This is a genomic window from Pseudomonas sp. REST10 (assembly GCF_029542605.1).
Taxonomy (GTDB): Bacteria; Pseudomonadota; Gammaproteobacteria; order Pseudomonadales; family Pseudomonadaceae; genus Aquipseudomonas; species Aquipseudomonas khazarica.
Genome location: NZ_CP035677.1, coordinates 4,403,956 through 4,428,515 on the forward strand (window position 1 = coordinate 4,403,956; position 24,560 = coordinate 4,428,515).

Annotated in this window: 25 protein-coding genes; 16 read left to right on the forward strand and 9 right to left on the reverse strand. The window is 66.0% G+C overall.

Going from position 1 to position 24,560, the window contains the following annotated elements; all coding sequences use genetic code 11:
* Positions 1-114 precede the first annotated feature (114 nt).
* Positions 115-1,275 (reverse strand): MFS transporter, encoded by a 1,161-nt coding sequence (locus EWH21_RS20745; protein ID WP_277699224.1) that lies wholly within the window; start codon positions 1,273-1,275, stop codon positions 115-117.
* A gap of 143 nt (positions 1,276-1,418) precedes the next feature.
* Between EWH21_RS20745 and EWH21_RS20750 the strand changes: the two genes are divergently transcribed.
* From EWH21_RS20750 to EWH21_RS20770, 5 genes are all read left to right on the forward strand, one after another.
* Positions 1,419-2,216 carry a hydroxymethylpyrimidine/phosphomethylpyrimidine kinase gene (locus EWH21_RS20750; RefSeq protein ID WP_277699225.1) on the forward strand — a complete coding sequence of 266 codons (798 nt, stop codon included), beginning with the start codon at positions 1,419-1,421 and terminating at the stop codon, positions 2,214-2,216.
* The gene (gene thiE, locus EWH21_RS20755; protein WP_277699226.1) at positions 2,213-2,836 is read left to right on the forward strand and encodes a thiamine phosphate synthase; all 624 of its coding nucleotides are present in this window, start codon (positions 2,213-2,215) and stop codon (positions 2,834-2,836) included. The genes EWH21_RS20750 and thiE overlap by 4 nt, the downstream gene beginning before the upstream one ends.
* 23 nt (positions 2,837-2,859) lie before the next feature.
* The gene (hemL, locus tag EWH21_RS20760) at positions 2,860-4,149 is read left to right on the forward strand and encodes a glutamate-1-semialdehyde 2,1-aminomutase (protein ID WP_037051619.1); all 1,290 of its coding nucleotides are present in this window, start codon (positions 2,860-2,862) and stop codon (positions 4,147-4,149) included.
* Positions 4,149-4,781 (forward strand): hypothetical protein, encoded by a 633-nt coding sequence (locus EWH21_RS20765; RefSeq protein WP_277699227.1) that lies wholly within the window; start codon positions 4,149-4,151, stop codon positions 4,779-4,781. The genes hemL and EWH21_RS20765 overlap by 1 nt, the downstream gene beginning before the upstream one ends.
* Before the next feature lie 95 nt (positions 4,782-4,876).
* Positions 4,877-5,425, forward strand: coding sequence for a tetratricopeptide repeat protein (locus tag EWH21_RS20770; protein WP_037051613.1), 549 nt, complete (start codon positions 4,877-4,879; stop codon positions 5,423-5,425).
* Between the two features lie 87 nt (positions 5,426-5,512).
* Here the strand turns inward: EWH21_RS20770 and EWH21_RS20775 are convergent, their stop codons facing one another.
* The gene (locus tag EWH21_RS20775) at positions 5,513-5,836 is read right to left on the reverse strand and encodes a DUF1820 family protein (protein ID WP_004424773.1); all 324 of its coding nucleotides are present in this window, start codon (positions 5,834-5,836) and stop codon (positions 5,513-5,515) included.
* 223 nt (positions 5,837-6,059) lie between these two features.
* Here EWH21_RS20775 and miaB point away from each other — a divergent pair, with 223 nt between their 5' ends.
* From miaB to lnt, 5 genes are all read left to right on the forward strand, one after another.
* Positions 6,060-7,403 carry a tRNA (N6-isopentenyl adenosine(37)-C2)-methylthiotransferase MiaB gene (gene miaB, locus EWH21_RS20780; RefSeq protein WP_047584694.1) on the forward strand — a complete coding sequence of 448 codons (1,344 nt, stop codon included), beginning with the start codon at positions 6,060-6,062 and terminating at the stop codon, positions 7,401-7,403.
* A gap of 87 nt (positions 7,404-7,490) precedes the next feature.
* Positions 7,491-8,483 carry a PhoH family protein gene (locus EWH21_RS20785; protein WP_047584692.1) on the forward strand — a complete coding sequence of 331 codons (993 nt, stop codon included), beginning with the start codon at positions 7,491-7,493 and terminating at the stop codon, positions 8,481-8,483.
* Positions 8,476-8,955: an rRNA maturation RNase YbeY gene (ybeY, locus tag EWH21_RS20790; protein ID WP_047584690.1), complete on the forward strand. Its 480-nt coding sequence runs from the start codon at positions 8,476-8,478 to the stop codon at positions 8,953-8,955. Before EWH21_RS20785 ends, ybeY begins: the two co-directional genes overlap by 8 nt.
* 6 nt (positions 8,956-8,961) lie before the next feature.
* Positions 8,962-9,801 (forward strand): HlyC/CorC family transporter, encoded by an 840-nt coding sequence (locus tag EWH21_RS20795; protein ID WP_047584688.1) that lies wholly within the window; start codon positions 8,962-8,964, stop codon positions 9,799-9,801.
* Between the two features lie 154 nt (positions 9,802-9,955).
* Complete coding sequence (gene lnt / locus EWH21_RS20800; RefSeq protein ID WP_152489629.1) at positions 9,956-11,479, forward strand: apolipoprotein N-acyltransferase; 1,524 nt, start codon at positions 9,956-9,958, stop codon at positions 11,477-11,479.
* An 83-nt stretch (positions 11,480-11,562) separates the two neighbouring features.
* Here lnt and EWH21_RS20805 read toward each other — a convergent pair whose 3' ends face one another.
* Both EWH21_RS20805 and EWH21_RS20810 read right to left on the reverse strand, forming a co-directional pair.
* Positions 11,563-12,333 (reverse strand): YdcF family protein, encoded by a 771-nt coding sequence (locus tag EWH21_RS20805; RefSeq protein WP_277699228.1) that lies wholly within the window; start codon positions 12,331-12,333, stop codon positions 11,563-11,565.
* Positions 12,334-12,421: 88 nt separating this feature from the next.
* Entirely contained in the window at positions 12,422-12,850 is a 429-nt protein-coding gene (locus EWH21_RS20810) for a hypothetical protein (protein WP_277699229.1), read from the reverse strand.
* A 178-nt stretch (positions 12,851-13,028) separates the two neighbouring features.
* On the opposite strand from EWH21_RS20810, the gene leuS reads away from it, so the two are divergent.
* From leuS to lipA, 6 genes are all read left to right on the forward strand, one after another.
* On the forward strand, positions 13,029-15,641 hold the full coding sequence (gene leuS, locus EWH21_RS20815) for a leucine--tRNA ligase (RefSeq protein WP_277699230.1): 2,613 nt from the start codon (positions 13,029-13,031) through the stop codon (positions 15,639-15,641).
* Positions 15,642-15,696: 55 nt separating this feature from the next.
* Positions 15,697-16,308, forward strand: coding sequence for an LPS assembly lipoprotein LptE (lptE, locus tag EWH21_RS20820; protein ID WP_152489633.1), 612 nt, complete (start codon positions 15,697-15,699; stop codon positions 16,306-16,308).
* A 57-nt stretch (positions 16,309-16,365) separates the two neighbouring features.
* Complete coding sequence (holA, locus tag EWH21_RS20825) at positions 16,366-17,394, forward strand: DNA polymerase III subunit delta (protein ID WP_152489634.1); 1,029 nt, start codon at positions 16,366-16,368, stop codon at positions 17,392-17,394.
* 96 nt (positions 17,395-17,490) lie between these two features.
* The gene (gene arfA / locus EWH21_RS20830) at positions 17,491-17,676 is read left to right on the forward strand and encodes an alternative ribosome rescue factor ArfA (protein WP_047584678.1); all 186 of its coding nucleotides are present in this window, start codon (positions 17,491-17,493) and stop codon (positions 17,674-17,676) included.
* A gap of 42 nt (positions 17,677-17,718) precedes the next feature.
* Entirely contained in the window at positions 17,719-18,975 is a 1,257-nt protein-coding gene (locus EWH21_RS20835; protein ID WP_277699231.1) for a lytic murein transglycosylase, read from the forward strand.
* A 136-nt stretch (positions 18,976-19,111) separates the two neighbouring features.
* Positions 19,112-20,164, forward strand: a complete 1,053-nt coding sequence (gene lipA / locus EWH21_RS20840; protein ID WP_047584674.1) for a lipoyl synthase — start codon at positions 19,112-19,114, stop codon at positions 20,162-20,164.
* Between the two features lie 60 nt (positions 20,165-20,224).
* On the opposite strand, the gene lipB is transcribed toward lipA, so the two are convergent.
* The 5 genes from lipB to mltB form a co-directional block, all read right to left on the reverse strand.
* Positions 20,225-20,845, reverse strand: coding sequence for a lipoyl(octanoyl) transferase LipB (gene lipB / locus EWH21_RS20845; protein ID WP_277699232.1), 621 nt, complete (start codon positions 20,843-20,845; stop codon positions 20,225-20,227).
* 5 nt (positions 20,846-20,850) lie between these two features.
* Positions 20,851-21,129 (reverse strand): DUF493 domain-containing protein, encoded by a 279-nt coding sequence (locus EWH21_RS20850; protein ID WP_047584670.1) that lies wholly within the window; start codon positions 21,127-21,129, stop codon positions 20,851-20,853.
* Positions 21,130-21,189: 60 nt separating this feature from the next.
* On the reverse strand, positions 21,190-22,365 hold the full coding sequence (locus EWH21_RS20855) for a D-alanyl-D-alanine carboxypeptidase family protein (RefSeq protein ID WP_047584668.1): 1,176 nt from the start codon (positions 22,363-22,365) through the stop codon (positions 21,190-21,192).
* A 165-nt stretch (positions 22,366-22,530) separates the two neighbouring features.
* On the reverse strand, positions 22,531-23,541 hold the full coding sequence (locus tag EWH21_RS20860; protein WP_175252576.1) for a septal ring lytic transglycosylase RlpA family protein: 1,011 nt from the start codon (positions 23,539-23,541) through the stop codon (positions 22,531-22,533).
* Entirely contained in the window at positions 23,541-24,548 is a 1,008-nt protein-coding gene (gene mltB / locus EWH21_RS20865) for a lytic murein transglycosylase B (protein ID WP_134675751.1), read from the reverse strand. The genes EWH21_RS20860 and mltB overlap by 1 nt, the downstream gene beginning before the upstream one ends.
* Positions 24,549-24,560: the final 12 nt, after the last annotated feature.

Sequence of the window (24,560 nt, forward strand, 5' to 3'; positions counted from 1 at the left end):
CGAACAGGGGGTGAAGGTCGGGCATCGCGACGAATCCGGGCGACATGAGATAAAGAGGGGCGAATTTAATCATCGATACGCATATGCATCAAATTATCATTCGCCACTGAAGTCTCACGCCGTGCCGGGCTTGCGCACCAGCAAGGGGAACAGCGCAGCCGTCAGCACCAGGCCGGCCGCCCCCACCCAGAACGGCACGACCTGGCCGTAATGACTGACCAGCAGGCCGGCACCGTAGGCCGAGCCCATGTTGCCCAGGCACTGGAAGATGTTGATCTTGCTGAAGTCCACCGCGTAGTGCTCCGGCGAGCTCAGCTCGAACAGCAGCGCATCGAGGCGCACCGTGACCTGATACAGCGCCCAGCCGAACAGCACCCGCCCGAGCAGGATCAGCCACTGGTCGGCGAAGCCCTGGATGAAGGTGGCAACGGCGCCCAGCAGCAGGCCGGCGAGGATGCCGTCACGGGTGTTGCCCTGCCGGGTCGCACGACGCCCCCACCACAGTGCCAGCACGGCCACCGCTCCCGGCAGGGAATAGACGAAGCCAGCGGCCATCTCGCTGTTCCAGTGCACCACCTGCTGCCAGTACACGGCGAAGAACGGGCGAGTGATGTAACCCACGCAGTAGAACAGCAGCATCACCACGCACAGCCGGTAGATGGCCGGCAGGCTGCGCGCCGTGTTGCGCACCGGCGCCTCGTCGCTCGCCGGCTGCTCGCCGGGCGCGGGCAGGTAGCCGCGCACCAGGTGCATGCAGATGGCCATCTGGATGAAATCGCCGGCCGCCATCACCAGGAACACATCGCCGATGTTCATGACCTGCAGGACCAGGCCACCCAGCGCGGCACCGAGAATGGCACCGAAGTGCACCACCACCGACAGCGTGCCGATGGTCTGCGTGTGGTTGTCCTGCTGCTGCAGGCTCATCACGTAGGGGTACATCAGCAGGTAGCTGCCCTTGAACAGCACCATTACCAGCGACACCACCCAGAACAGCGGCAGCGAGTCGATGAAGTAGCAGGCAGCGGTGAGGCTGCCGGCCATGAACTGCGCGCTGATCAGGATCCGCACCGGGTGCACGCGCTTGGCCAGGCGCGCCCAGAGCGGAAACACCGCCATCACCACCAGGCTGACCACGGCCAGGTAGAGGCCGACGTACTGTTCCGGCGGATTGCCGAAGCGCTCGGCGAAATACTGTGGGTAGAACGGGATGATCAGGTTATCGGTGATCACCGCCAGGGCGGTCATCATGATCAGGCAGGTACGCAGAGGCATCGGCAGCAATCGGGCAAGGCGGCAGGACCGCGCATGATGCCACTTCCAGGCAGGCGAACGCCAATACAGACGAGAATCAGAAAGGCTAATGCCAGGCATGCCGTGCAGCCGCCTGAGCCTGGTTAGTGATAAGCTCGCGCACCATGAAAACGCCAAACTCCCGCCCCGTAGTGCTCTGCATGTCCGGCCACGACCCCAGCGGTGGTGCCGGCCTGCAGGCCGATATCGAAGCCCTGCTCGCCCAGGGTTGCCACGCCGCCCCGACGGTAACCGCGCTGACCGTGCAGGACACGGTCAATGTCAGCGACTTCCGCGTGCTCGACCGCGACTGGGTGCTGGCCCAGGCCCGCGCCGTGATCGCCGACCTGCCGGTCGCGGCGGTCAAGCTGGGCATGCTCGGTTCGGTGGAGATGGTCGATACCGTGCTCGAGGTGATGAGCCAGCTGCCCGGCGTACCGCTGGTCTGCGACCCGGTGCTGCGTGCCGGCGGCGGCGGCTCGCTGGGCAGGGACGACGTCGGCTACGCCATGCGCGAGCGGCTGTTCGCCGTGTCCACCATCGCCACACCGAACCTGCCGGAAGCCCGTATCCTCGCCGAACTGCCAGACGGCAGCGCCGACGCGTGCGCCGACAAGCTGTTGCCCTTCATCGAACACCTGCTGATCACCGGCGGCCACGGCGACGAAGCCGAGGTGCACAACCGCCTGTACGGCCGCGATGGCAGCCGCCACACCTTCACCTGCGCCCGCCTGCCCGGCAGCTACCACGGTTCCGGCTGCACCCTGGCCAGCACGCTCGCGGGCCGCCTGGCCCTGGGCGAGGAACTGGTCAGCGCCGTGCGCAGCGCCCTCGACTACACCTGGCGCACCCTGCGCGACGCCGAACAGCCGGGTCACGGCCAGTACGTGCCGCGCCGCCTGCCCCTGGACTTCGGCGCATGACCTTGCGCGGCCTTTACGCCATCACCGACACCCCGCTGCTGGCCGGCGGCAAGCTGCTGCCCTACGCCGAGGCGGCCTTGCGCGGTGGCGCGCGCCTGCTGCAGTACCGCGACAAGTCCGGCGACGACGCCCGCCGTTTCGATGAGGCCCAGGCGCTGGCCGAGCTGTGCCAGCGCCACGGTGCCACGCTGATCATCAACGACGACCTGGAGCTGGCCGCACGCCTGGGCGTGGGCCTGCACCTGGGACAGGGCGACGGTTCGCTGGCCGCGGCCCGTGCCCGCCTGGGCGGCGACTGCGTGATCGGCGGCACCTGCCATGCCCAACTGGAGCTGGCCGAGCGCGCCGTAGCCGAGGGCGCCAGCTACATCGCCTTCGGACGCTTCTTCAACTCCAACACCAAACCCGGCGCCCCTGCCGCCACCGTGGAGCTGCTGGATCAGGCCCGTGCGCGCTTCGACCGGCCCATCGTCGCCATCGGTGGCGTGAGCCTGGACACCGCCCCCGGCCTGATCGCCCGTGGCGCCAGCATGGTCGCCGTGATCCACGCCCTGTTCGCTGCGGACTCCGCCTCCGAGGTGGAAGACCGCGCCCGCGCCTTCACGGCGCTGTTCGATTGACCCTTTTGTAGAGAGAACCCGTCATGTCCCGCTCCGAGATCCTCTTCGCCAACGCCCAGAAGCACATCCCCGGCGGCGTCAATTCGCCGGTACGCGCCTTCCGCAGCGTCGGCGGTACCCCGCTGTTCTTCAAGCATGCCGAAGGCGCGTACGTGGTCGATGAAGACGACAAGCGCTACGTCGACTACGTCGGCTCCTGGGGCCCGATGATCCTCGGCCACAGCCATCCTGAAGTGCTCGACTCGGTCCGTCGCCAGCTCGACCACGGCCTCTCCTACGGCGCACCGACCGCGCTCGAGACCGAGATGGCCGAGCTGGTGTGCGGCCTGGTGCCGTCGATGGAGATGGTGCGCATGGTCAGCTCCGGCACCGAGGCGACCATGAGCGCCATCCGCCTGGCCCGTGGCTACACCGGCCGCGACAGCATCATCAAGTTCGAGGGCTGCTACCACGGTCACTCCGACAGCCTGCTGGTCAAGGCCGGCTCCGGCGCCCTGACCCAGGGCGTGCCGAACTCTGCCGGCGTACCGGCGGCCTTCGCCAAGCACACCCTGACCCTGCCCTTCAACGACATCGACGCCGTGGCCGAGTGCCTGGCCCAGGTCGGCAACGAAGTGGCGTGCATCATCGTCGAGCCGGTGGCCGGCAACATGAACTGCGTACCGCCGGCGCCGGGCTTCCTCCAGGGCCTGCGCGAGCAGTGCGACAAGCACGGCGTGGTGCTGATCTTCGACGAAGTGATGACCGGTTTCCGCGTCGCCCTCGGCGGCGCCCAGGCGCATTACGGCGTCGACCCCGACCTGACCACCTTCGGCAAGATCATCGGCGGCGGCATGCCGGTCGGCTGCTTCGGCGGCAAGCGCGCGATCATGGAATGCATCGCCCCGCTCGGCCCGGTCTACCAGGCCGGTACACTGTCGGGTAACCCGCTGGCCATGGCCGCCGGCCTGACCACCCTCAAGCTGATCAGCCGCCCGGGCTTCCACGCCGAGCTGAGCGACTACACCTCGCGCATGCTCGCCGGCCTGCAGGAGCGTGCCGATGCCGCCGGCATTCCGTTCGTCACCACGCAGGCAGGCGCCATGTTCGGCCTGTACTTCAGCGGCGCCGACGACATCGTCACCTTCGCCGACGTGATGGCCAGCGACAGCGCGCGCTTCAACCGCTTCTTCCACCTCATGCTCGAGGGTGGCGTATACCTGGCGCCAAGCGCCTTCGAAGCCGGCTTCACCTCGATCGCCCATGGCGACAAGGAACTGGAGATCACCTTCGCTGCGGCCGAGCGCGCCTTTGCCGAACTGAAAAAAGCCTGATGCAGTACAGCACCGCCTGCAGCGATGCCCTGCTGGCCATCGCCTGCGCCACGTGCGCCTGGCTCATCGGCCGGGCACGCGGGCGTCATGGCGAAGGCGATCAGCCGGCACTGTTCTGCGCACTGCTGGGCTTCCTGTTGCCGGCGGCGGCCGCCAGCGTCGGCGTGGTGCGCTACGGCTTCGACCCGAGCTGGCAAGGCGCACACCTGTGGCTGAGTCAGGCCAGCGCCTTCCTCGGCCTGCCACTGCTGGGCGCTGCGGCTCTGGCGCTGGGCCGTGGCTGGGCCTGGAGCCGACCGAACTGGGGACGCATCCTGCTCGGACTGTGCGCCTTCTTCGAGCTGTTCCGCCAGCTCGGCTACCTCAAGGACTACCGCCTGGCGCTGAATCTGCTTACCCTGGTGCTGATTCTCTATGCGGGTGCCATGCAATGGCCGCAGCGCCGCGCACTGCTCGCCGCCGTCGGTGTCGTGGGCCTGTTCCTGCTCGCCGGCATCGGAGTGGGCAGCACGGGCAAGATCGGCCCGCTGCTGCGCGTGGACCTGTTCCACGTGCTGCTTGCACTGGCCTATCCGCTGCTGGCCTGGTTGCTGCTGAGCCTGCCGGGAAGTGCGACGAAACAGGCTTTGTAACAAGCGGGCGGTTTATTCCATAATGCGCCGGTCGACACGCATCGCGTCGACCGGGCATGTCTCCCGCCCTGAACTGCCGAGGTCCCGTTATCCAGATGAACCGCACCGGCCGCACCCTGTCACTGGGCTGCCTGTTGCTTTTCCTCCCGCTGTTTGCATCCGCAGGCGGCAACTCCCTGCTGATCCCCGCAACCGGCAGTTGCGCCCTGAACGCCACCCCCGACGATATGCCCGATGCCCTGGCGAGCTGCCAGGAAATGGCGCGTGGCGGCGATATGCAGGCGGCCTTCGAGCTCGGCGAGTACTACTACGATGGCAAGCGCACCCCGCGTGACCTCAAGCAGGCGCTGACCTGGTTCGAGCGGGCGTCGCTGCAGGGCCACGCCGAAGCGCAACTGCGCCTGGGCACCATGTTCTTCCGTGGTGAAGGCGTACCGGCCAACAACGTGCAGGCCTATATCGTCCTGAAGATGGCGTCGGTCAATGGCTCGGACGAAGCCATGGACAGCGCCGACCTGGTATCGGCGCAGATGCGTCGCGACGAGCTGGAAATCGCCAGCCAGGTGCTGGGGCAGATCTTCCGCAGCTACCTGCTGGAGCTGCAGACCGCCGAAGGTCGCTCGCCCTTCTCGCCGCTGCCCTAGAAACGCAGCCGCAGGCGGCAAGTCCCAGGTAACAGCCACGCCTACACCGAACCCACTTGCAACTTATGGCTTGCGGCCTTCTTGCCGTTATTTGTCCGGCATCGGCATGGGGAACGGCATCACGTTGCCGCCACCCTTGGCTTCGCTGATCTTCGCCGTGCCCAGGCGCTCCACCTCGTCGATGCGGATGATCGCGTGCATCGGCACGAAGCTGCGCACCACGCCCTCGAACTGCGCCTTGAGCTTCTCCTCGCTGGGGTCGACCACCAGTTGGCTACGCTCGCCGAAGACGAACTCCTCCACCTCCAGAAAGCCCCACAGATCGCTCTGAAAGATCTGCTTGGCATACATCTCGTACACCTGGCCCTGGTTGAGGAAAATCACCTTGTAGATGGGGTCACGCTTGCTCATGGAGACTCGAAGTCAGGAAAAACGGGGCGCGCAGGATAGCACAAGGCCGAAAGCTGCAAGCTAGCGTAGCCCGGATGCATTCCGGGGATGCAGTGCCCCAGGACATCCCGCCCCGGATTGCATCCGGGCTACCTGAGCCGCGGGAGCCATTCGCCGCTTGTAGCCTGTTGCCTGCCTCTCCCCTATAATGCGCGGTCATTTTTTAACCACCTCAGACAGTGCCATGACCAAGAAGCTCTATATCGAAACCCACGGTTGCCAGATGAACGAGTACGACAGCTCGCGCATGGTCGACCTGCTGGGCGAGCATCAGGCCCTGGAGGTTACGGAAAAGCCCGAAGAAGCCGACGTGATCCTGCTCAATACCTGCTCGATCCGTGAGAAGGCCCAGGACAAGGTGTTCTCCCAGCTCGGCCGCTGGCGCGAACTGAAGCAGGCCAACCCGGACCTGGTGATCGGTGTCGGCGGCTGCGTCGCCAGTCAGGAAGGCGCCGCCATTCGCGACCGCGCGCCCTATGTCGACGTGGTGTTCGGCCCGCAGACCCTGCACCGCCTGCCGGAAATGATCGACGCCGCGCGCGTGACCAAGACCGCCCAGGTGGACATCAGCTTCCCCGAGATCGAGAAGTTCGACCGCCTGCCCGAGCCGCGCGTCGACGGCCCCAGCGCGTTCGTCTCGGTGATGGAAGGCTGCAGCAAGTACTGCACCTTCTGCGTGGTGCCCTACACCCGTGGCGAGGAAGTCAGCCGGCCACTGGCCGACGTGCTGCTGGAGATCACCCAGCTCACCGACAAGGGCGTCAAGGAAGTCACCCTGCTCGGGCAGAACGTCAACGGCTACCGCGGCGAGACGCCGGATGGTCGCATCGCCGACTTCGCCGAACTGCTGCACGCCGTGGCCGCCCTCGACGGCATCGAGCGCATCCGCTACACCACCAGCCACCCGCTGGAGTTCTCCGACGCGATCATCCAGGCCCACGCCGAGATTCCGCAGCTGGTCAAATACCTGCACCTGCCGGTGCAGTCCGGCTCCGACCGCATCCTCGCGGCGATGAAGCGCAACCACACCGCGCTGGAGTACAAGTCGCGCATCCGCAAGCTGCGCGCAGCGGTGCCGGACATCCTGATCAGCTCGGACTTCATCGTCGGCTTCCCCGGCGAGACCGAAAAGGATTTCGAGCAGACCATGAAGCTGATCGATGACGTCGGCTTCGACTTCTCCTTCTCCTTCATCTACAGCTCGCGCCCCGGCACGCCGGCCGCCGACCTGCTCGACGACACCCCGGACGAGGTGAAGAAACAGCGCCTGGCCCTGCTCCAGCACCGCATCAGCCAGAACGGCTTCGAGAACAGCCGGCGCATGGTCGGCACGGTGCAGCGCATCCTGGTCAGCGACTACTCGAAGAAGGACCCGGGCATGCTCCAGGGCCGCACCGAGCAGAATCGCATCGTCAACTTCCGCGCCAGCAACCCGCGCCTGATCGGCCAGTTCGTCGACGTGCACATCGACGATGCCCTGCCGCACTCGCTGCGTGGCACCCTGCTGGACGCCGAGACCCTCCACTAACGTCGCGCTCGCCCACACTTTGCGTTGTGGGCAGCCAGCGTTATGCTGCCTTCAACTACCCAGCCAAGTGACGATCACGACATCACCTTGAACGCCTCTCTAGAACCCCATCGCTTTACCCTCGAGCCCTTCGAGGCCCGCCGTTTCGCCAATCTCTGCGGCCAGTTCGACGAGCACCTGCGCCTGATCGAGGAACGCCTCGGCCTGGAAATCCGCAACCGTGGCAACCAGTTCGAAATGCTCGGCAGCGCCGACAAGACCCTGGCCGCCGAAACCCTGCTGCGCAAGCTGTACCGCGAAACCAAGGCCACCGAACTGTCGCCGGACCTGGTGCACCTGTACCTGCAGGAGTCCGGGGTCGAGGAGCTGGTCAACCCGAGCAACACCCCGCAGGTGACCCTGCGCACGCGCAAGGGCGTGATCAAGCCGCGCGGCGCCAACCAGCAGCGCTACGTCAAGGCGATCCTCGACAACGACATCAACTTCGGCATCGGCCCCGCCGGTACCGGCAAGACCTACCTGGCCGTGGCCTGCGCGGTGGACGCGCTGGAGCGCGAGCAGGTGCGGCGCATCCTGCTGGTACGCCCGGCGGTGGAAGCCGGCGAGAAGCTCGGCTTCCTGCCCGGCGATCTGGCGCAGAAGATCGACCCCTACCTGCGCCCGCTGTACGACGCCCTGTACGAGATGCTCGGCTTCGACCACGTGGCCAAGCTGATCGAAAAGCAGGTGATCGAGATCGCCCCGCTGGCCTACATGCGCGGGCGCACGCTCAACAATAGCTTCATCATTCTCGACGAAAGTCAGAACACCACCGTCGAGCAGATGAAGATGTTCCTCACCCGTATCGGTTTCGGCTCCACTGCCGTGATCACCGGCGACATCACCCAGGTCGACCTGCCACGCGGTACCAGGAGCGGCCTGGCGCACGTGATCGAGGTGCTGCGCGACGTCCCCGGCATCAGCTTCACCCACTTCCTGCCCAAGGACGTGGTCCGCCACCCGCTGGTGCAGCGCATCGTCGAGGCCTACGAGCGCCACGATGCCCGCCAGCAGAGCAAGACCGAGGGCAAGGATGCTTGAGCTGGATCTGCAGCTGGCCACAGACGGCCAGCATCCTGACGCGGCCCTGCTGCGACGCTGGTGCGAACTGGCGCTGCGCCAGCGCACGGCCGATTCAGAGCTGACCATCCGCCTGGTCGACGAGGCCGAGGGCCGCGAACTCAACCACACCTGGCGACACAAGGACTACGCCACCAACGTATTGTCCTTCCCCGCCGACGTGCCGGAAGGCATTCTCGACATCCCGCTGCTGGGCGACCTGGTGATCTGCGTACCGGTGGTCGAGCGCGAAGCGGCCGAACAGGGCAAGACGCCGGAGGCACACTGGGCCCACCTGGTGATCCACGGCTGCCTGCACCTGCTGGGCTATGACCACATCGAGGAAGATGAAGCCCTCGAGATGGAAGATCTGGAACGACAATTGCTCGCCGAACTGGGTCATGCCGACCCGTATGCGGACGACGAATCTCCTATTGATAAGGATCCCGAGTAAAACGCCATGAGCGAAGACCGATCGAGCAACGAGCAGAAGTCCTGGTTCAACAAGCTGACCCAGGCTTTTGCTCATGAGCCGAGAAACCGCCAGGAACTGCTGGAAGTCCTGCGCGATGCCCACCAGAACAAATTGCTCGACAGCGAGGCGCTGACCATCGTCGAAGGCGCCATTCAGGTCGCCGACCTGCAGGTACGCGACATCATGGTGCCGCGCTCGCAGATGATCAGCATCAAGGCCAGCCAGACTCCCCGCGAATTCCTCCCCGCCATCATCGACGCCGCGCACTCGCGCTACCCGGTGATCGGCGAAAGCCTCGACGACGTCATCGGCATCCTGCTGGCCAAGGACCTGCTGCCGCTGATCCTGCAGGGCGAGCAGCCCAGCTTCAACATCAAGGACCTGCTGCGCCCGGCCACCTTCGTGCCCGAGTCCAAGCGCCTCAACGTGCTGCTGCGCGAGTTCCGCGCCAACCACAACCACATGGCCGTGGTGATCGACGAATACGGCGGCGTCGCCGGCCTGGTGACCATCGAGGACGTACTGGAACAGATCGTCGGCGACATCGAGGACGAGCATGACGTCGAAGAGGACGGCTACATCAAGCCGCTGCCGTCCGGCGATTACCTGATCAAGGCCCTGACGCCCATCGACAGTTTCAACGAAACCTTCGACAGCGAGTTCTCCGATGACGAGTACGACACCGTCGGCGGCCTGGTGATGAACGCCTTCGGCCACCTGCCCAAGCGCAACGAAGTGACCGAGATCGGCGAATTCCGCTTCCGCGTGCTCAACGCCGACAGCCGGCGCATCCACCTGCTGCGCCTGACCCCGGTCAGTCGCTGACGACTGCAAGCGGCTGACTGCCGGTCGTCCTGCGCGTCGCGGCGCGCAAGACCCCGACAATCAGCCTCAAGCCGCGCTTACTTGCGGCTTGAGGCTTGCCGCTTGCATCGCCCTCCCCCTACCCTTGCGCCACCCCGCATCCAAGGATCTGCTCATGTTGCAATGGATCACCCGTCCGGGCTGGCCCGGCCACCTGCTCGCCTGTGGCGCCGGCGCCCTGACCACCCTGGCTCTGGCGCCCTTCGATCTCTGGCCACTGGCCGTGCTGTCCATCGCCCTGTTCTACCTGGGGCTGCGCCAGCTGAGCCCGAAGCAGGCGGCGCTGCGCGGCTGGAGCTACGGCTTCGGCCTGTTCGCCTCCGGCACCAGCTGGGTGTACGTCAGCATCCATGACTACGGCGCCGCCTCGCCTGCCCTGGCCGGCATCCTCACCCTGGGTTTCGTCGCCGGCCTGGGCCTGTTCTTCGCCCTGACCGCCGCACTCTGGGCGCGCTGGCTACGGCGCAGCGAGGCGCCACTGGCCGATGCCCTGGCATTCGCCGCACTGTGGGTCCTCCAGGAAGTGTTTCGCGGCTGGTTCCTCACCGGTTTCCCCTGGCTCTACGCAGGCTACAGCCAGCTCGACGGCCCGCTGAACGGCCTGGTCCCGGTCGGCGGCGTGTGGCTGGCGTCCTTCCTGATCGCGCTCTCCGCCGCCCTGATCGTCAACCTCGAGCGACTGCGCCCGCACAAGCCACGCTACATCGCCGCCCTGGCGCTGCTCATCGCGCCCTGGGTGGCCGGCCTGTCACTGCAGGGGCACAGCTGGACCTACCCCTCCGGCAACAGCCTCAGCGTGGCGGCCGTGCAGGGCAACGTCGAGCAGAACATGAAGTGGGACCCTGCCCAGCTCAATGCACAGCTGGCGCTGTATCGCGACCTCAGCTTCAGCGCGGAGCAGGTGGACCTGCTGGTCTGGCCGGAAACCGCCATCCCGGTCCTCAAGGACCTGGCCCAGGGCTACATCGGCGTGATGGATCGCTTCGCCCGTGATCGCCAGAGCGCGCTGATCACCGGCGTGCCGGTGCGCCAGTCCAACGAACGCGGCGAACAGCGCTACTACAACGCGATCACCAGCCTGGGCGACGCCCAAGGCACCTACCTGAAACAGAAACTGGTGCCGTTCGGCGAATACGTGCCGCTGCAGGATCTGCTGCGCGGGCTGATCGCATTCTTCGACCTGCCCATGTCCGACTTCGCCCGCGGGCCGGCCGAGCAGCCGCCGCTGCTGGCCAAGGGGTACAGCATCGCGCCGTTCATCTGCTACGAGGTGGTCTACCCGGAATTCGCGGCGGCACTGGCGGCGGACAGCGACATCCTGCTGACGGTGAGCAACGATGCCTGGTTCGGCACCTCCATCGGCCCGTTGCAGCACCTGCAGATGGCACAGATGCGGGCGCTGGAGGCCGGGCGCTGGATGATCCGCGCCACCAACAACGGCATGACCGTGGTGATCGACCCGCAGGGCCGCATCCAGTTCAGCCTGCCGCAGTTCGAGCGCGGTGTGCTGTACGGCGAGGTCCTGCCGATGCGCGGGCTGACCCCGTACCTGCAATGGCGCATCTGGCCGCTGGCCATTCTCTGCGCCCTGCTGCTCGGCTGGGCGCTGCTGGCCAGCCGCATGGCCAAAACGCTGTAGAGACACTTCGCAGGAGCCCGCTTGCGGGCGATCAGTGCGGCCAAGGTGCTCGCAAGATCGCTGGCAAGCCGGCGCCGGCACGCTCAGTCACGACCATGAGCCAGCGGATAGGCGAACAGACCGATGGCCTCGTTGAGCAGCTGACTGCTCTGCGAGATCACGCGTGACTCGGGCAGCCAGCCGCCCATTGGCCGGGCGTAACCCGCGCTGAGATAGCCCATGGGCGCAGTGATCACCTCGAAGCCGGCCTGCTCGAAACACCAGCGCGCCCGTGGCATGTGCCAGGCCTGGGTCACCAGCACGACCCGGCGGACGCCCTGCGGTTGCAGCAGCTGCGCACTGAACAGCGCATTCTCCCAGGTGGTACGACTGTCCTCCTCCAGCCAGCGGATGGTCAGGCCGTAATCGCGCGCCATCGAATCGGCCATCAACGCCGCCTCGCTGGGCGGCTGGCCATAGTGCAGGCCACCGCTCGCAGCCAGTGGCAAGCCGGAGGCCCGGGCAAGGCGCGCGGCATAACGCAGGCGCTCCAGCGCCATCAATCCCGGCTGGTCGGCACCGCCCCAGCCGGGATCGTTCTGCTCGCGCCCGGCGCCCAGGATGACAATGGCATCGGCGCGCTGCGCCAAGCCTGGCCACTGCTCCTCGGCCAGCACGGGTTCACGTTCGAGCAGGCTGGCGCCCCACTGCATGACGGCGGGCAGGCTCATCAGCCAGAGCCCGCCAAAGCCGAACAGGAAGCACAGCGTCGCCAGGCGCGGGAACCTGCGGCGCAGCCACCAGGCGAGCAGTATCGCCAGCAGCAGCACGCCTGGCGGCATCAGCAATTGTTTGAGGATGTAGCGAATCGGCATCAGGCACCTCCGGGGCGCCCAAGCCTAGCAGGTCACTGAGATGCCGAGTGAGACGCACAGCGCTTGCGCGGTCGCGCCCAGGCATTTGCTAGCGGGGGTTGCCGCTACGAAACAGCTTCGAGCCACAGGCCTGACACGCCTGCGCATCCTGCCCCCGATGCCAGCTCACCGGCGCACCGCAGAGCGCGCAGCACAGTGCCTGGCGACGTTTCGCCATGGGCTTGAGCCTGCCCAGCGGCCTGCCGCCTGCGGACTTGGCGCTGCGCATGGGTTGCCGCTGGATCAGGGCCAGCTCCTCGGCCGCCGCATGCCAGCCACGCAGCCAGTGCAGGTCACGGTTGAGGTAGGCACGGATCAATTCCAGTTCGGCCGGACTGAGGCCATCGAGTTCCAGCTCGCGCATCGGCTCGGCATGCAGACGACTGGCCGTGTCGGCCTCCTCCAGCGCCAGGGCGAGGCGCTGCAGCAACCGTTCATAGAGACCGGCGCCCCGCTCCGTTTGCCGTGCATCAACCATCGAACACCTCGCGAGCCCCACCGATTGCGGGCCTTTAACAAAGCTTAGCGAAGGCCATGCAAGCGGCGCGGTGCCGCGACAAACGGCGAGCACGGGACAATCTGGGTTTCCCTCGATAGACGGCGCTCATGTATGCTACGACGTTTTCCGAAAGTCCCTTTCCTTCAGCGCCAGAGCCATGCACGAACAGTACTCGCCCCGTGAAATAGAAGCCGCCGCGCAGTCCCACTGGGACGCGCAGAATTCCTTCGTCGTCAGCGAACAACCCGGCAAGGACACCTTCTACTGCCTGTCGATGTTCCCTTACCCCAGCGGCAAGCTACACATGGGCCACGTGCGCAACTACACCATCGGTGACGTGATCGCCCGCTACCAGCGCATGCAGGGCAAGAACGTGCTGCAGCCGATGGGCTGGGACGCCTTCGGCATGCCGGCGGAAAACGCCGCGATGAAGAACCAGGTGGCACCGGCCAAATGGACCTACGAGAACATCGCCTACATGAAGTCCCAGCTCAAGTCGCTGGGCCTGGCCATCGACTGGACGCGCGAAGTCACCACCTGCAAGCCGGACTACTACCGCTGGGAGCAGTGGCTGTTCACCCGCCTGTTCGAGAAGGGTGTGATCTACCGCAAGAACGGCACCGTCAACTGGGACCCGGTCGACCAGACCGTGCTGGCCAACGAGCAGGTCATCGACGGCCGTGGCTGGCGTTCGGGCGCGCTGATCGAGAAGCGCGAAATCCCGATGTACTACTTCAAGATCACCGCTTACGCCGAAGAGCTGCTGAGCAGCCTGGATGAGCTCGATGGCTGGCCCGAGCAGGTCAAGACCATGCAGCGCAACTGGATCGGCAAGAGCTTCGGTGCCGACATCGCCTTCGACTACGACGTCGACAGCATCGGCAGCGCTGGCCAGCTGAAAGTCTACTCGACCCGCCCCGACACCCTGATGGGCGCCACCTACGTGGCCGTGGCCGCCGAGCACCCGCTGGCGCAGCGCGCCGCCGAGAACAGTGCCGAACTGCAGGCCTTCATCGCCGAGTGCAAGGCCGGCTCCGTGGCCGAGGCCGACATGGCCACCATGGAGAAGAAGGGCCTGGCCACCGGCCAGTTCGTCATCCACCCGCTGACCGGCGACAAGCTGCCGGTGTTCGTCGCCAACTACGTGCTGTGGGGCTATGGCGAAGGCGCGGTCATGGCCGTGCCGGCACATGACGAGCGCGACTTCGAATTCGCCAACAAGTACGACCTGCCGATCCGTCAGGTGTACGCCGGCGAAGGCAAGGACTACGACGCCAGCACCTGGCAGGACTGGTACGGCGACAAGGCCGGCCTGACCACCATCAACTCCGGCAAGTACGACGGCAAGGATTTCAGCGCCGCCTTCGACGCCATCGTCGGCGACCTGGAAGCCAGCGCGCACGGTGCACGCAAGACCCAGTTCCGCCTGCGCGACTGGGGCATCAGCCGCCAGCGCTACTGGGGCTGCCCGATCCCGATCATCCACTGCGACGCCTGCGGTGACGTACCGGTGCCGGAAGACCAGCTGCCGGTCGTGCTGCCCGAAGACGTGGTGCCGGACGGCGCCGGTTCGCCTTTGGCGAAGATGCCCGAGTTCTACAGCTGCAGCTGCCCGAAATGCGGTGCGCCGGCCAAGCGCGAAACCGACACCATGGACACCTTCGTGGAAAGCTCCTGGTACTTCGCCCGCTACGCCAGCCCGAACTACGAGGGCGGCATGGTCGACCCGGCCGCGGCCAATCACTGGCTGCCGGTGGATCAGTACATCGGCGGTATCGAACACGCCATCCTCCACCTGTTGTACGCGCGCTTCTTCCACAAGCTGATGCGCGACGAAGGCCTGGTCAGCTCCAACGAGCCGTTCAAGAACCTGCTGACCCAGGGCATGGTGGTCGCCGAGACCTACTACCGCCCCCTGGAGAACGGCGGCAAGGACTGGTTCAACCCGGCCGATGTCGAGGTCGAGCGTGACGCCAAGGCCAAGGTCATCGGCGCCAAGCTGAAGAGCGACGGCCTGCCGGTGGAAATCGGCGGCACCGAGAAGATGTCCAAGTCGAAGAACAACGGTGTCGACCCGCAGGACATGATCGACCAGTACGGCGCCGACACCTGCCGCCTGTTCATGATGTTCGCCTCGCCGCCCGACCAGAGCTGCGAGTGGTCGGACGCCGGTGTCGAGGGTGCCAACCGCTTCCTGCGCCGCGTCTGGCGCCTGGCCCAGGCCCACGTCAGTGCCGGCTTGCCGGGCCCGCTGGATATCAGCGCCCTGAGCGACGAGCAGAAGGCCGTGCGCCGCGCCATTCACCTGGCGGTCAAGCAGGCCAGCAACGATATCGGCCAGCACCACAAGTTCAACACCGCCGTCGCCCAGGTGATGACCCTAATGAACGTGCTGGAAAAAGCCGCCACCGCGACCGAGCAGGATCGTGCCCTGGTGCAGGAAGGCCTGCAGGTCGTCACCCTGCTGCTGGCGCCGATCACCCCGCACATCAGCCACGAGCTGTGGCAGCGTCTCGGTCACGGCGATGCGGTGATCGATGCCCAGTGGCCGCAGGTCGACGAGACTGCCCTGGTGCAGGACAGCCTGACCCTGGTGGTGCAGGTCAACGGCAAGCTGCGCGGACAGATCGAGGTACCGGCCAGCGCCAGCCGCGAGGAGGTCGAGGCCGCCGCACGTGCCAACGAGAACGTGCTGCGCTTCACTGAAGGGCTGAGCATCCGCAAGGTCATCGTGGTACCGGGCAAGCTGGTCAACATCGTCGCCAACTGATTAAGCTCGGCGCCAGACTTCGGCTGGCGCCCTGATCCGCCAAGGGGATATGAGAATGATGAAACGGAATCTGCTGATCATCGGCCTGGCCGGCCTGCTCAGCGCATGTGGCTTCCAGCTGCGCGGCACTGGCGATGCCCAGTTCGCTCTCAAGGAACTCGACGTCAGCGCACGCAACGCCTACGGCGAGACCGTGCAGGAGCTGCGCGAAGTCCTGGAGAACAACGACGTCAACGTCCATCCGGGCGCACCTTACAAGCTGGTTCTCGTCAGAGAGTCCGAGAATCGTCGCACGGCCAGCTTCAGCGGCGGCGCCCGCAGTGCCGAGTACGAGCTGACCCTGACGCTGGACTATGAAATCCGTGGTACGCGCAACCTGCTGCTGAGCAACAGCCAGGTCGAAGTGCAGAACTACTACATGCAGGATGACAACAACCTGACCGGCTCGGACCAGGAAGCCCTGCAACTGCGCAACGAGCTGCGCCGCGAGCTGATCCAGCAACTCAGCCTGCGCCTGCAACAGATCACCCCGGCTCAGCTGGACCAGCTGCAGCAGGCCGCCGAAGCGCGCGCCAAGGCAGAAGCCGAGGCACTGGAAGCCGCGCGCAATGCCCGCGAAAGCCAGGTCGCGCCGCAGCAGTCGCCCATCGAACTGCCGGCTCAGTAACGGCCCCGGGGCTGCGCCTGCAGCCCCCTGCCCTCCTGCCTCGATGACCTCAGCGCGATGAAGCTTGCCCCCGCCCAACTCGGCAAACACCTGCAGGGTTCGCTCGCCCCTGTCTACGTGATCAGTGGCGACGAGCCGCTGCTCTGCCAGGAGGCTGCTGACGCCATCCGCCAGGCTTGCCGTCAGCAGGGTTTTGGCGAACGCCAGGTGTTCAACGCCGAAGCCAACTTCGACTGGGGCAACCTGCTGCAGGCTGGCGCCAGCCTGTCCCTGTTCGCGGAGAAGCGCCTGCTGGAACTGCGTCTGCCCTCGGGCAAGCCCGGCGACAAGGGCGCCTCAGCCCTGCTCGAATACCTCGCCCGCCCACCGGAAGACACCGTGCTGCTGCTGAGCCTGCCCAAGCTCGATGGCAGCACGCAGAAAAGCAAATGGGCCAAGGCGCTGATCGACGGCCCGGCCTGCCAGTTCATCCAGATCTGGCCGGTGGATGCCAACCAGCTACCGCAGTGGGTGCGCCAGCGTCTGGCTCAGGCCGGGCTGAGCGCCAGTGCCGACGCGGTGGAAATGATCGCCGCGCGGGTGGAAGGCAACCTGCTGGCGGCTGCTCAGGAAGTCGAGAAGCTCAAACTGCTTGCCGAAGGCAACCAGGTGGACGCCGAAACCGTCCAGGCCGCCGTCGCCGACAGCGCGCGCTTCGACGTCTTCGGCCTGATCGACTGCGCACTCGCCGGTGACGCCGCGCATGCCCTGCGCGTGCTCGAAGGGCTGCGCGGCGAAGGCGTCGAGCCCCCGGTGATTCTCTGGGCGCTGGCTCGCGAGATACGCCTGCTCGCCGGCATCGCCCACCAGCACAGCCAGGGCATCCCCCTGGACAAGGCCTTCTCCAGCGCCCGCCCACCGGTCTGGGACAAGCGCCGCCCGCTGGTTTCCAAGGCCCTGCAGCGCCACAGCAGCAAGCGCTGGGGCCTGCTGCTGCAACAGGCCCAGCAGATCGACGCGCAGATCAAGGGCCAGGCGCCCGGCGATCCCTGGAGCAACCTGGCGTTGCTGAGCCTGCAACTGGCTGGCCAGCGCCTGAGCCTGTAACCCGGGATTTCGCCGTCCTCATCTGGACATTCTCTGTACAGCGGCGCATAGTCCGCGCCGTCTGCATCGGCGCAGACGAGCCAGGAGAGAGACAGCATGAGCAAGAAGAACGGCAAACGGCCGAACAAGGCCAAATCCATCGTCGCCCAGCCCCTGTTCCGCTCCCGTCAGGAGCGACCATTGAAGGGCAAAGGCAGTTACCGCCGCGAAGCCTCCCAGAATTGGGAGGCTTCTTGCTTTATGGGGTTGTTCAGCTCATGGATAGCCCAGCCTGCGGCCTGAGCGTGCTAAGGTAGCGACCTGCTTATATGCCCTGAGATAGACATGCCACACCAGCTTCCCCGTCGCGCCCTGGCCCTGCTTCCTCTCCTGCTACTGGCTGCCTGCGCTCAGGCTCCAGCCGAAAATCTCCCGACCGCCGTCACTCCAGCCGTCAATCAGGTCCATGCCGACAGCCTGGTGCCCAGCTTCGCCGATTGGCGCCAGGCACTGCGCAGCGAAGCGCTGGCCGCCGGCATCGATGCGGCCTTGTTCGACCGGGTGTTCGCGGACATCACGCCCGACCCGGCGGTACTCAAGGCCGACAGCAGCCAGCCGGAGTTCACCCGCCCGGTGTGGGAGTATCTCGATGGCGCCGTGTCCTCGAGCCGCATAGGTCGCGGCCGCGTCCTGCTGGCGCAACACAACCTGGTCCTGCAGCGCATCGAGCAACAGTACGGTGTCGACGCGCGGATACTGGTGGCCATCTGGGGCCTGGAAAGCAACTTCGGCAACAATATCGGCAGCCACAGCGTGATCCGCTCCCTGGCGACGCTGGCCTATGACGGGCGACGCCAGGGCTTCTGGCGCGTCCAGTTGCTGGCCGCCCTGCAGATCCTGCAGAACGGCGACATCTCCGGCGAGCGCATGATCGGCTCCTGGGCCGGCGCCATGGGCCAGACCCAGTTCATGCCGACGACCTACAACCAGCACGCCGTGGACTTCGACAAGGACGGCAAGCGCGACCTGTGGAACTCCTCGACCGACGCCTTGGCCTCGGCCGCACACTACCTGCAGGCCTCCGGCTGGCAGCGCGGGCAGCCCTGGGGGTTCGAGGTCAACCTGCCGGCCGGCTTCGACTATGCCCTGGCCGATCCGGAGCAGCGCCGCACCCTCACCGAATGGGCCGAGCTGGGCGTACGCCCGCTGTCGGCCACCGGTGCCGCCGCCAACGCGCGTGCCAGCCTGCAACTGCCGGCGGGCCACAGCGGCCCGGCGTTCCTCCTGCTGGACAACTTCCGCAGCATTCTCAAGTACAACAACTCCACCTCCTATGCCCTGGCCATCGGCCTGCTCGCGGACAACCTGCTGCGCCCCAGCGACGTCCAGGGACAGTGGCCCCGGGGCGAACGCCAGCTCGGCCGCAGTGAACGCATCGAGCTGCAGGAACTGCTGGCCAAGGCCGGTTTCGATCCGGGGCCGGCGGACGGCATCATCGGCGCCAACACGCGCAAGGCGATTCGTGCCCTGCAGCTGCAGCTGAAATGGCCGGCCGACGGCTATCCCAACACCCAGCTGCTGCAACAGCTGCGCGCCCGCTGAGCGCAGCCCAGCCGTAGCGCGACAGGGCACTTTGTCGACAGACGGCCCCGGCGTCTGCATACAGCTTCTGTGATAGACTGGCGGGCGGCCAAAAGCCACCCGCCCCACGGAGCCTCTACCGGAGCCCAGATTTCCGATGTCCGATACCTCCTCGCCCAAATCCGTCGCCAGCGGCGAAAAATTCCGCACTGCCCAAGGCATCACCGCGATCAAGGATGGTCAGAAGCGCCGTGCCTCGGCCGAACCCCAGGTCTTCGAGCCCAAGCCCAAGTGGCTGCGGGTCAAGGCGCCGGGCGGCAGCCGCTTCGAGGCAGTCAAGCGCAACGTCGGCGAACATCGCCTGAGCACCGTGTGCCAGGAATCGCACTGCCCGAACATGGGCGAATGCTGGTCCAACGGCACCGCCACCATTATGCTGATGGGCTCGGTGTGCACCCGTGCCTGCCGCTTCTGTGCGGTGGATACCGGCAACCCCAACGGCTGGCTGGATCTGGAAGAACCCCAGAACACGGCCAAGTCGGTCGAGCTGATGGCACTGCGCTACATCGTCCTGACGTCGGTGGACCGTGACGACCTCGACGATGGCGGCGCCGGTCACTACGCTGCCTGCGTGCGGGCAATCAAGGCCAACACCCCGCAGGTGGTGGTCGAAGCCCTGACCCCGGATTTCGATGGCGATCACCAGGCCATCGAACGCGTCGTGGATTCCGGCCTGGAAGTGTTCGCGCAGAACGTCGAGACGGTCAAACGCCTGACGCATGTGGTGCGTGACCCGCGCGCCGGCTACGAGAAGACCCTCAAGGTCCTCGAGCACGCCAAGAAGCACCGCCCGGACGTACTGACCAAGACCAGCCTGATGCTCGGCCTGGGCGAGACCGACGAGGAAGTGCTGGAAACCATGGACGACCTGCGCGCCATCGGCGTGGACATCCTCACCCTCGGCCAGTACCTGCAGCCGACCCGCAACCACCTCAAGGTGCAGCGCTGGGTCAGCCCGGAGGAGTTCAATCGCCTGCGCGACATCGGCCTGGAGAAGGGCTTCATGGAAGTCGCCGCCGGCCCGCTGGTGCGTTCCAGCTACCGCGCCGACCGGGTGTTCGAGAAGAACAACCTGGGCCTGGCCGCTCCCGTTCCGGTACCGGGCCAGCAAGTCGACAGCAGCCTGATTCCGGCGCTCAATCTGAACTGAGCGATCCGCACGAAAGAAAAAGGGACGCCGCGGCGTCCCTTTTTCATGCCTGGCCGAGCGCTACGCGGCGTAGCCCAGACGCTTGCGCAGCACCTGTTCCAGTCGCTGCGCGACCTCGTCGAACACCGGCGGGGTGGCCAGCAGATCGCGCATCTGCACCATCTTCAATCCGGCATAACCACAGGGGTTGATGCGCAGGAACGGCGTCATGTCCATGTCGACGTTCAGCGCCAGGCCGTGGAATGAACAACCACGACTGACCCGCAGGCCCAGTGAGGCGATCTTGTCACCGGCGACGTAGACACCCGGGGCATCGGCCTTGGGCGCGGCCTCGATGGCGTAGCCGGCCAGCAGCTCGACCAGGCTCTGCTCCATCGCCGTGACCAGCTCGCGCACGCCCAGATCGAGACGGCGCAGGTCGAGCATCAGGTAGGCGACCAGTTGCCCCGGACCATGGTAGGTCACCTGCCCGCCGCGCTCGACCTGCAGCACCGGGATATCTCCCGGCGCCAGCAGATGCTCGGCCTTGCCGGCCTGGCCCTGGGTGAACACCTTGGGATGTTGCAGCAGCCAGATCTCATCCGCCGTGTGCTCATCGCGCTCACGGGTCAACTGGCGCATGGCCTCCAGCGTCGGCTGATACTCGACCAGCCCCAGGTGACGCACAACGAGTTCAGGCATGGAGGTCAGAGCACCATGTGCACACGACCGGTCGCACGCAGGTCGACATGGATCGCCTGCAACTGCTCGACACTGGTCGCGGTGATCAGCACCTGCACGGAGAGGAAATTGCCGTTGCGGCTGTCGCGCATCACCAGGGTGGACGCATCCAGGTCCGGGGCATGGCGCTGGATGACCTCGATCACCAGATCGGCGAAACCATCGCCTGCGGTGCCGATCACCTTGATCGGGTAGCGCTCGCAGGGGAATTCGATTTTTGGCGGTTGAACGTCGGTATCGGTCATGGCATCAGCGGGCTCGCGGCCCGTCCAGAAAAGGGCCGCCCATGGGGGCGGCCGGAGCTATCAGTTGAACAGGCCGAAGAAGAACAGGCGGATGCTGTCCCACAGGCGACCGAACAGGCCAGCCTCCTCGACCGACTGCAGAGCCACCAGGTCGGCGCTGTGCACGACCTCGTCACCCAGCTTGACCTCCACCTTGCCGATCACGTCGCCCTGCTGGATCGGGGCGATCAGCTGCGGGTTGAGGGTCATGCTGGCTTGCAGTTTCTCCAGCTGGCCCTTGGGCATGGTCAGCGCCAGGTCCTGGGCAAGACCGGCCTTGACCTGGCTGGCCTGGCCTTTCCAGACGGTGGCCTGGGCCAGCTCGGCGCCCTTCTGGTAGAAGGTGCGGCTCTCGAAGAAGCGGAAACCGTAGGTCAGCAGCTTCTGGGTTTCGGCGGCACGCGCCTGCTCGCTGGTGGTGCCAAACACGGAGGTGATCATGCGCGCACCGTCACGCACGGCGGAGGACACCAGGCAGTAGCCGGCCTCGTTGGTGTGGCCGGTCTTCAGGCCGTCGACGGTCTTGTCGCGCCACAGCAGCAGGTTGCGGTTGGGCTGCTTGATGTTGTTCCAGAGGAATTCCTTCTGCGAGTAGATCGCATAGTGGTCGGCGTCCTCGTTGATGATCGCGCGGGCCAGGATCGCCATGTCGTGGGCACTGGAGTAGTGCTGCGGGTCCGGCAGGCCGGTGGCGTTCATGAAGTGGCTGTTCTTCATGCCCAGGCGCTCGGCGGTGGCGTTCATCATGTCGGCGAAGGCATCTTCGCTGCCGGCGATGTACTCGGCCAGGGCGATGCTGGCGTCGTTGCCGGACTGGATGATGATGCCGTGCAGCAGGTCGTCGACACTGGCCTGGCTGTTGACCGGCAGGAACATGGTCGAACCGCCCGAACCGGCACCGCCGGTACGCCAGGCGTGCTCGCTGATGGTGACCATGTCCTTCTCGCCGATCTTGCCGTTGCGAATTTCCAGGGTGGCGATGTAGGCGGTCATCAGTTTGGTCAGGCTGGCGGGCGGCAGGCGCTCGTCACCGTTCTCGCCCACCAGCACCTGGCCGGTGGCGGCATCCATCAGCACATAGGCGCTGGCCGCCAGTTGCGGCGGTGCAGGTACGACCTGCGGGCTGGCCCAGACCAGTGGCGAAACCAACAGGGTCATGAGGAGAAAGGCACGTTGCGCGAAGCTGGTGATGTTCATCCGTCTCTCGAAAATCGTTGCGTGGATTGTGAAACAGCCCCCGAAGGGGCCTTTCCCCGGCCGCCAATCATGACAGCACGTGGGTTAGTCCGGCCAATGCCGGTTTAGTGCCCCTGGGCCCGGAAAGAATTGCGCTTGCGCCTGCCGTGGCCCTGCGGGGTCGAATCAGTCGCCGCGTACCAGCGTCGGTTGGCCGAGGTTGGCGACCCGGACGCTGCTCTGCAGCTGCTCAGCCTCGCCCTGGTTGCTGATCGGCCCCAGGCGAACCCGGTGCAGAATCTGCTGGTCGCGCACCACTGAGCTGATGAACACCGGCACACTGGTGGTCTGGCTCAGCTTGTCCTTGAGCAGCTCCGCAGCGTCCGGATTGGCGAAGGCTCCAACCTGGAGATACAGGCCAGAGGCTCCGAGTGAATCGTTTTTTTTTGCGTCGATCTGCACGGGCACCACGGCCGCTGCGTGCTGCGCAGGAGGCGGTGCGTACTGTTCGACGACCGGAGCGGGCTTGGCCAGCGGCGGCGCGACGGCGGCCTTGGCAGGCTGGTTGTTGGCCAGCACCATCGGCACCGGACGGCCCTGCTGCGCCCACCACTCGTGCGGGTCGATCCCCTCGACCTTGACCCGCGCCGTGCCTTTCTCGGCATAACCGAGCTTCTTCGCTGCGGCGAAGGACAGGTCGATGATGCGGTCGGAGTAGAACGGCCCACGGTCGTTGACCCGCAGGATCACGCTCTTGCCATTCTCCAGGTTGGTGACGCGCACGTAGCTCGGCAGCGGCAGGGTCTTGTGCGCGGCGGTCATGCCGTACAGGTCGTAGGTCTCGCCGTTGGCGGTGGCCTGCCCATGGAACTTGGTGCCGTACCAGGAGGCCGGGCCGACGGCCTGGTAGCGGCGCGCGTCCTGGATCGGGTAGTACTGCTTGCCGAACACCGTATAGGGCGCCGCCTTGACCGGGCCGTAGTGCGGCATGGGGATCGCATCGGGAATACGCGAGACGTCGACGTCCCACCAGGGCGCGCCGTCCTTGTGCGGACGGTTGAAGTCGTCCGGCCCGGACAGGCCGGCCGATTGCCCCGGCGCGGTGCCTGGCTGCGGCGCTCGATTGGAGGAACAGCTGGCCAACAACAGGGCTGCGCTCATGCACGCAGCCAGTGGCAGCAGTTTGGACAGATTCATCAGTTACCCCGCGCTTCGACCAGCAACTCGGCCAGTTGGTTGACCGCCATGGCGTACATCACGCTGCGATTGTAGCGGGTGATGGTGTAGAAGTTGGGCAAACCGAACCAGTATTCGTCGCCTGCGGCGCCTTCCAGACGAAATGCGGTGACCGGTACGTCCTCGGCAAGCGCGTCCTGGCTGGTCCAGCCCAGCTCGCGCAGCTCGGCGACGTTCTTCACCGGGTCGAGCCCCTGGGTCATGCCCTCCTCGACGCGCTCACCCGAGACTTCGACGCGGCTGGCCACCTGGCCACCGGCCTGCCAGCCATGGCGCTTGAAGTAGCTGGCAACGCTGCCGATGGCATCGGTCGGATTGCTCCAGATGTTGATATGGCCGTCGCCGTCGAAATCCACCGCGTAAGCGCGGAAGCTGCTCGGCATGAACTGCGGCAGGCCCATGGCGCCGGCATAGGAACCTTTCAGCGAGATCGGATCGACCTGTTCCTCACGGGTCAGCATGAGGAACTCGCGCAGCTCCTTGCGGAAGAACGGCGCACGCGGCGGGTAATCGAAGGCCAGGGTCGACAGCGCGTCCATCACCCGCCAGTTGCCGGTGTTGCCGCCATAGAAGGTTTCCACACCGATGATGGCGACGATGAACTGCGCCGGCACCCCGTACTCGGCCTCGGCTTTCTCCAGCGCGGCCTGGTTCTGCTTCCAGAAGGCCACGCCCTGGGCGATGCGCTTGTCGGTGATGAAGATCGGCCGGTATTCCTTCCACGGCTTGACCTTCTCGGCGGGCCGCGAGATCGCGTCGAGGATCGCCTGCTTGCGCTCGACCTCGGCGAACAGGCTCACCAGTTGCTCCCCGGCGAAACCGTAATCGCGGGTCATTTCCTCGATGAACTCGGCCACCTGGGGCGAGCCGTCGTAATCGGCCGCGAGCACCTGAGACGTCGCGCCGAGCAGACCTACCATACCGGCCCCGATGAACGTCCGAGCTGCCCAACTGCGCAGTGAATGCATTGAATCCAAACT

What these genes read in the sequence shown, in the direction of transcription:
- EWH21_RS20850 (WP_047584670.1), bottom strand. Translation starts at nt 21,129, where the DNA reads ATGACCGATACCGACGTTCAACCGCCAAAAATCGAATTCCCCTGCGAG.
- EWH21_RS20860 (WP_175252576.1), bottom strand. Translation starts at nt 23,541, where the DNA reads ATGAATCTGTCCAAACTGCTGCCACTGGCTGCGTGCATGAGCGCAGCC.
- EWH21_RS20805 (WP_277699228.1), bottom strand. Translation starts at nt 12,333, where the DNA reads ATGCCGATTCGCTACATCCTCAAACAATTGCTGATGCCGCCAGGCGTG.
- EWH21_RS20765 (WP_277699227.1), top strand. Translation starts at nt 4,149, where the DNA reads ATGCAGTACAGCACCGCCTGCAGCGATGCCCTGCTGGCCATCGCCTGC.
- thiE (WP_277699226.1), top strand. Translation starts at nt 2,213, where the DNA reads ATGACCTTGCGCGGCCTTTACGCCATCACCGACACCCCGCTGCTGGCC.
- mltB (WP_134675751.1), bottom strand. Translation starts at nt 24,548, where the DNA reads ATGCATTCACTGCGCAGTTGGGCAGCTCGGACGTTCATCGGGGCCGGT.
- EWH21_RS20770 (WP_037051613.1), top strand. Translation starts at nt 4,877, where the DNA reads ATGAACCGCACCGGCCGCACCCTGTCACTGGGCTGCCTGTTGCTTTTC.
- EWH21_RS20795 (WP_047584688.1), top strand. Translation starts at nt 8,962, where the DNA reads ATGAGCGAAGACCGATCGAGCAACGAGCAGAAGTCCTGGTTCAACAAG.
- lipB (WP_277699232.1), bottom strand. Translation starts at nt 20,845, where the DNA reads ATGCCTGAACTCGTTGTGCGTCACCTGGGGCTGGTCGAGTATCAGCCG.
- lipA (WP_047584674.1), top strand. Translation starts at nt 19,112, where the DNA reads ATGTCCGATACCTCCTCGCCCAAATCCGTCGCCAGCGGCGAAAAATTC.
- EWH21_RS20775 (WP_004424773.1), bottom strand. Translation starts at nt 5,836, where the DNA reads ATGAGCAAGCGTGACCCCATCTACAAGGTGATTTTCCTCAACCAGGGC.
- hemL (WP_037051619.1), top strand. Translation starts at nt 2,860, where the DNA reads ATGTCCCGCTCCGAGATCCTCTTCGCCAACGCCCAGAAGCACATCCCC.
- EWH21_RS20855 (WP_047584668.1), bottom strand. Translation starts at nt 22,365, where the DNA reads ATGAACATCACCAGCTTCGCGCAACGTGCCTTTCTCCTCATGACCCTG.
- leuS (WP_277699230.1), top strand. Translation starts at nt 13,029, where the DNA reads ATGCACGAACAGTACTCGCCCCGTGAAATAGAAGCCGCCGCGCAGTCC.
- ybeY (WP_047584690.1), top strand. Translation starts at nt 8,476, where the DNA reads ATGCTTGAGCTGGATCTGCAGCTGGCCACAGACGGCCAGCATCCTGAC.
- EWH21_RS20835 (WP_277699231.1), top strand. Translation starts at nt 17,719, where the DNA reads ATGCCACACCAGCTTCCCCGTCGCGCCCTGGCCCTGCTTCCTCTCCTG.
- EWH21_RS20810 (WP_277699229.1), bottom strand. Translation starts at nt 12,850, where the DNA reads ATGGTTGATGCACGGCAAACGGAGCGGGGCGCCGGTCTCTATGAACGG.
- lnt (WP_152489629.1), top strand. Translation starts at nt 9,956, where the DNA reads ATGTTGCAATGGATCACCCGTCCGGGCTGGCCCGGCCACCTGCTCGCC.
- EWH21_RS20750 (WP_277699225.1), top strand. Translation starts at nt 1,419, where the DNA reads ATGAAAACGCCAAACTCCCGCCCCGTAGTGCTCTGCATGTCCGGCCAC.
- lptE (WP_152489633.1), top strand. Translation starts at nt 15,697, where the DNA reads ATGATGAAACGGAATCTGCTGATCATCGGCCTGGCCGGCCTGCTCAGC.
- miaB (WP_047584694.1), top strand. Translation starts at nt 6,060, where the DNA reads ATGACCAAGAAGCTCTATATCGAAACCCACGGTTGCCAGATGAACGAG.
- EWH21_RS20745 (WP_277699224.1), bottom strand. Translation starts at nt 1,275, where the DNA reads ATGCCTCTGCGTACCTGCCTGATCATGATGACCGCCCTGGCGGTGATC.
- holA (WP_152489634.1), top strand. Translation starts at nt 16,366, where the DNA reads ATGAAGCTTGCCCCCGCCCAACTCGGCAAACACCTGCAGGGTTCGCTC.
- arfA (WP_047584678.1), top strand. Translation starts at nt 17,491, where the DNA reads ATGAGCAAGAAGAACGGCAAACGGCCGAACAAGGCCAAATCCATCGTC.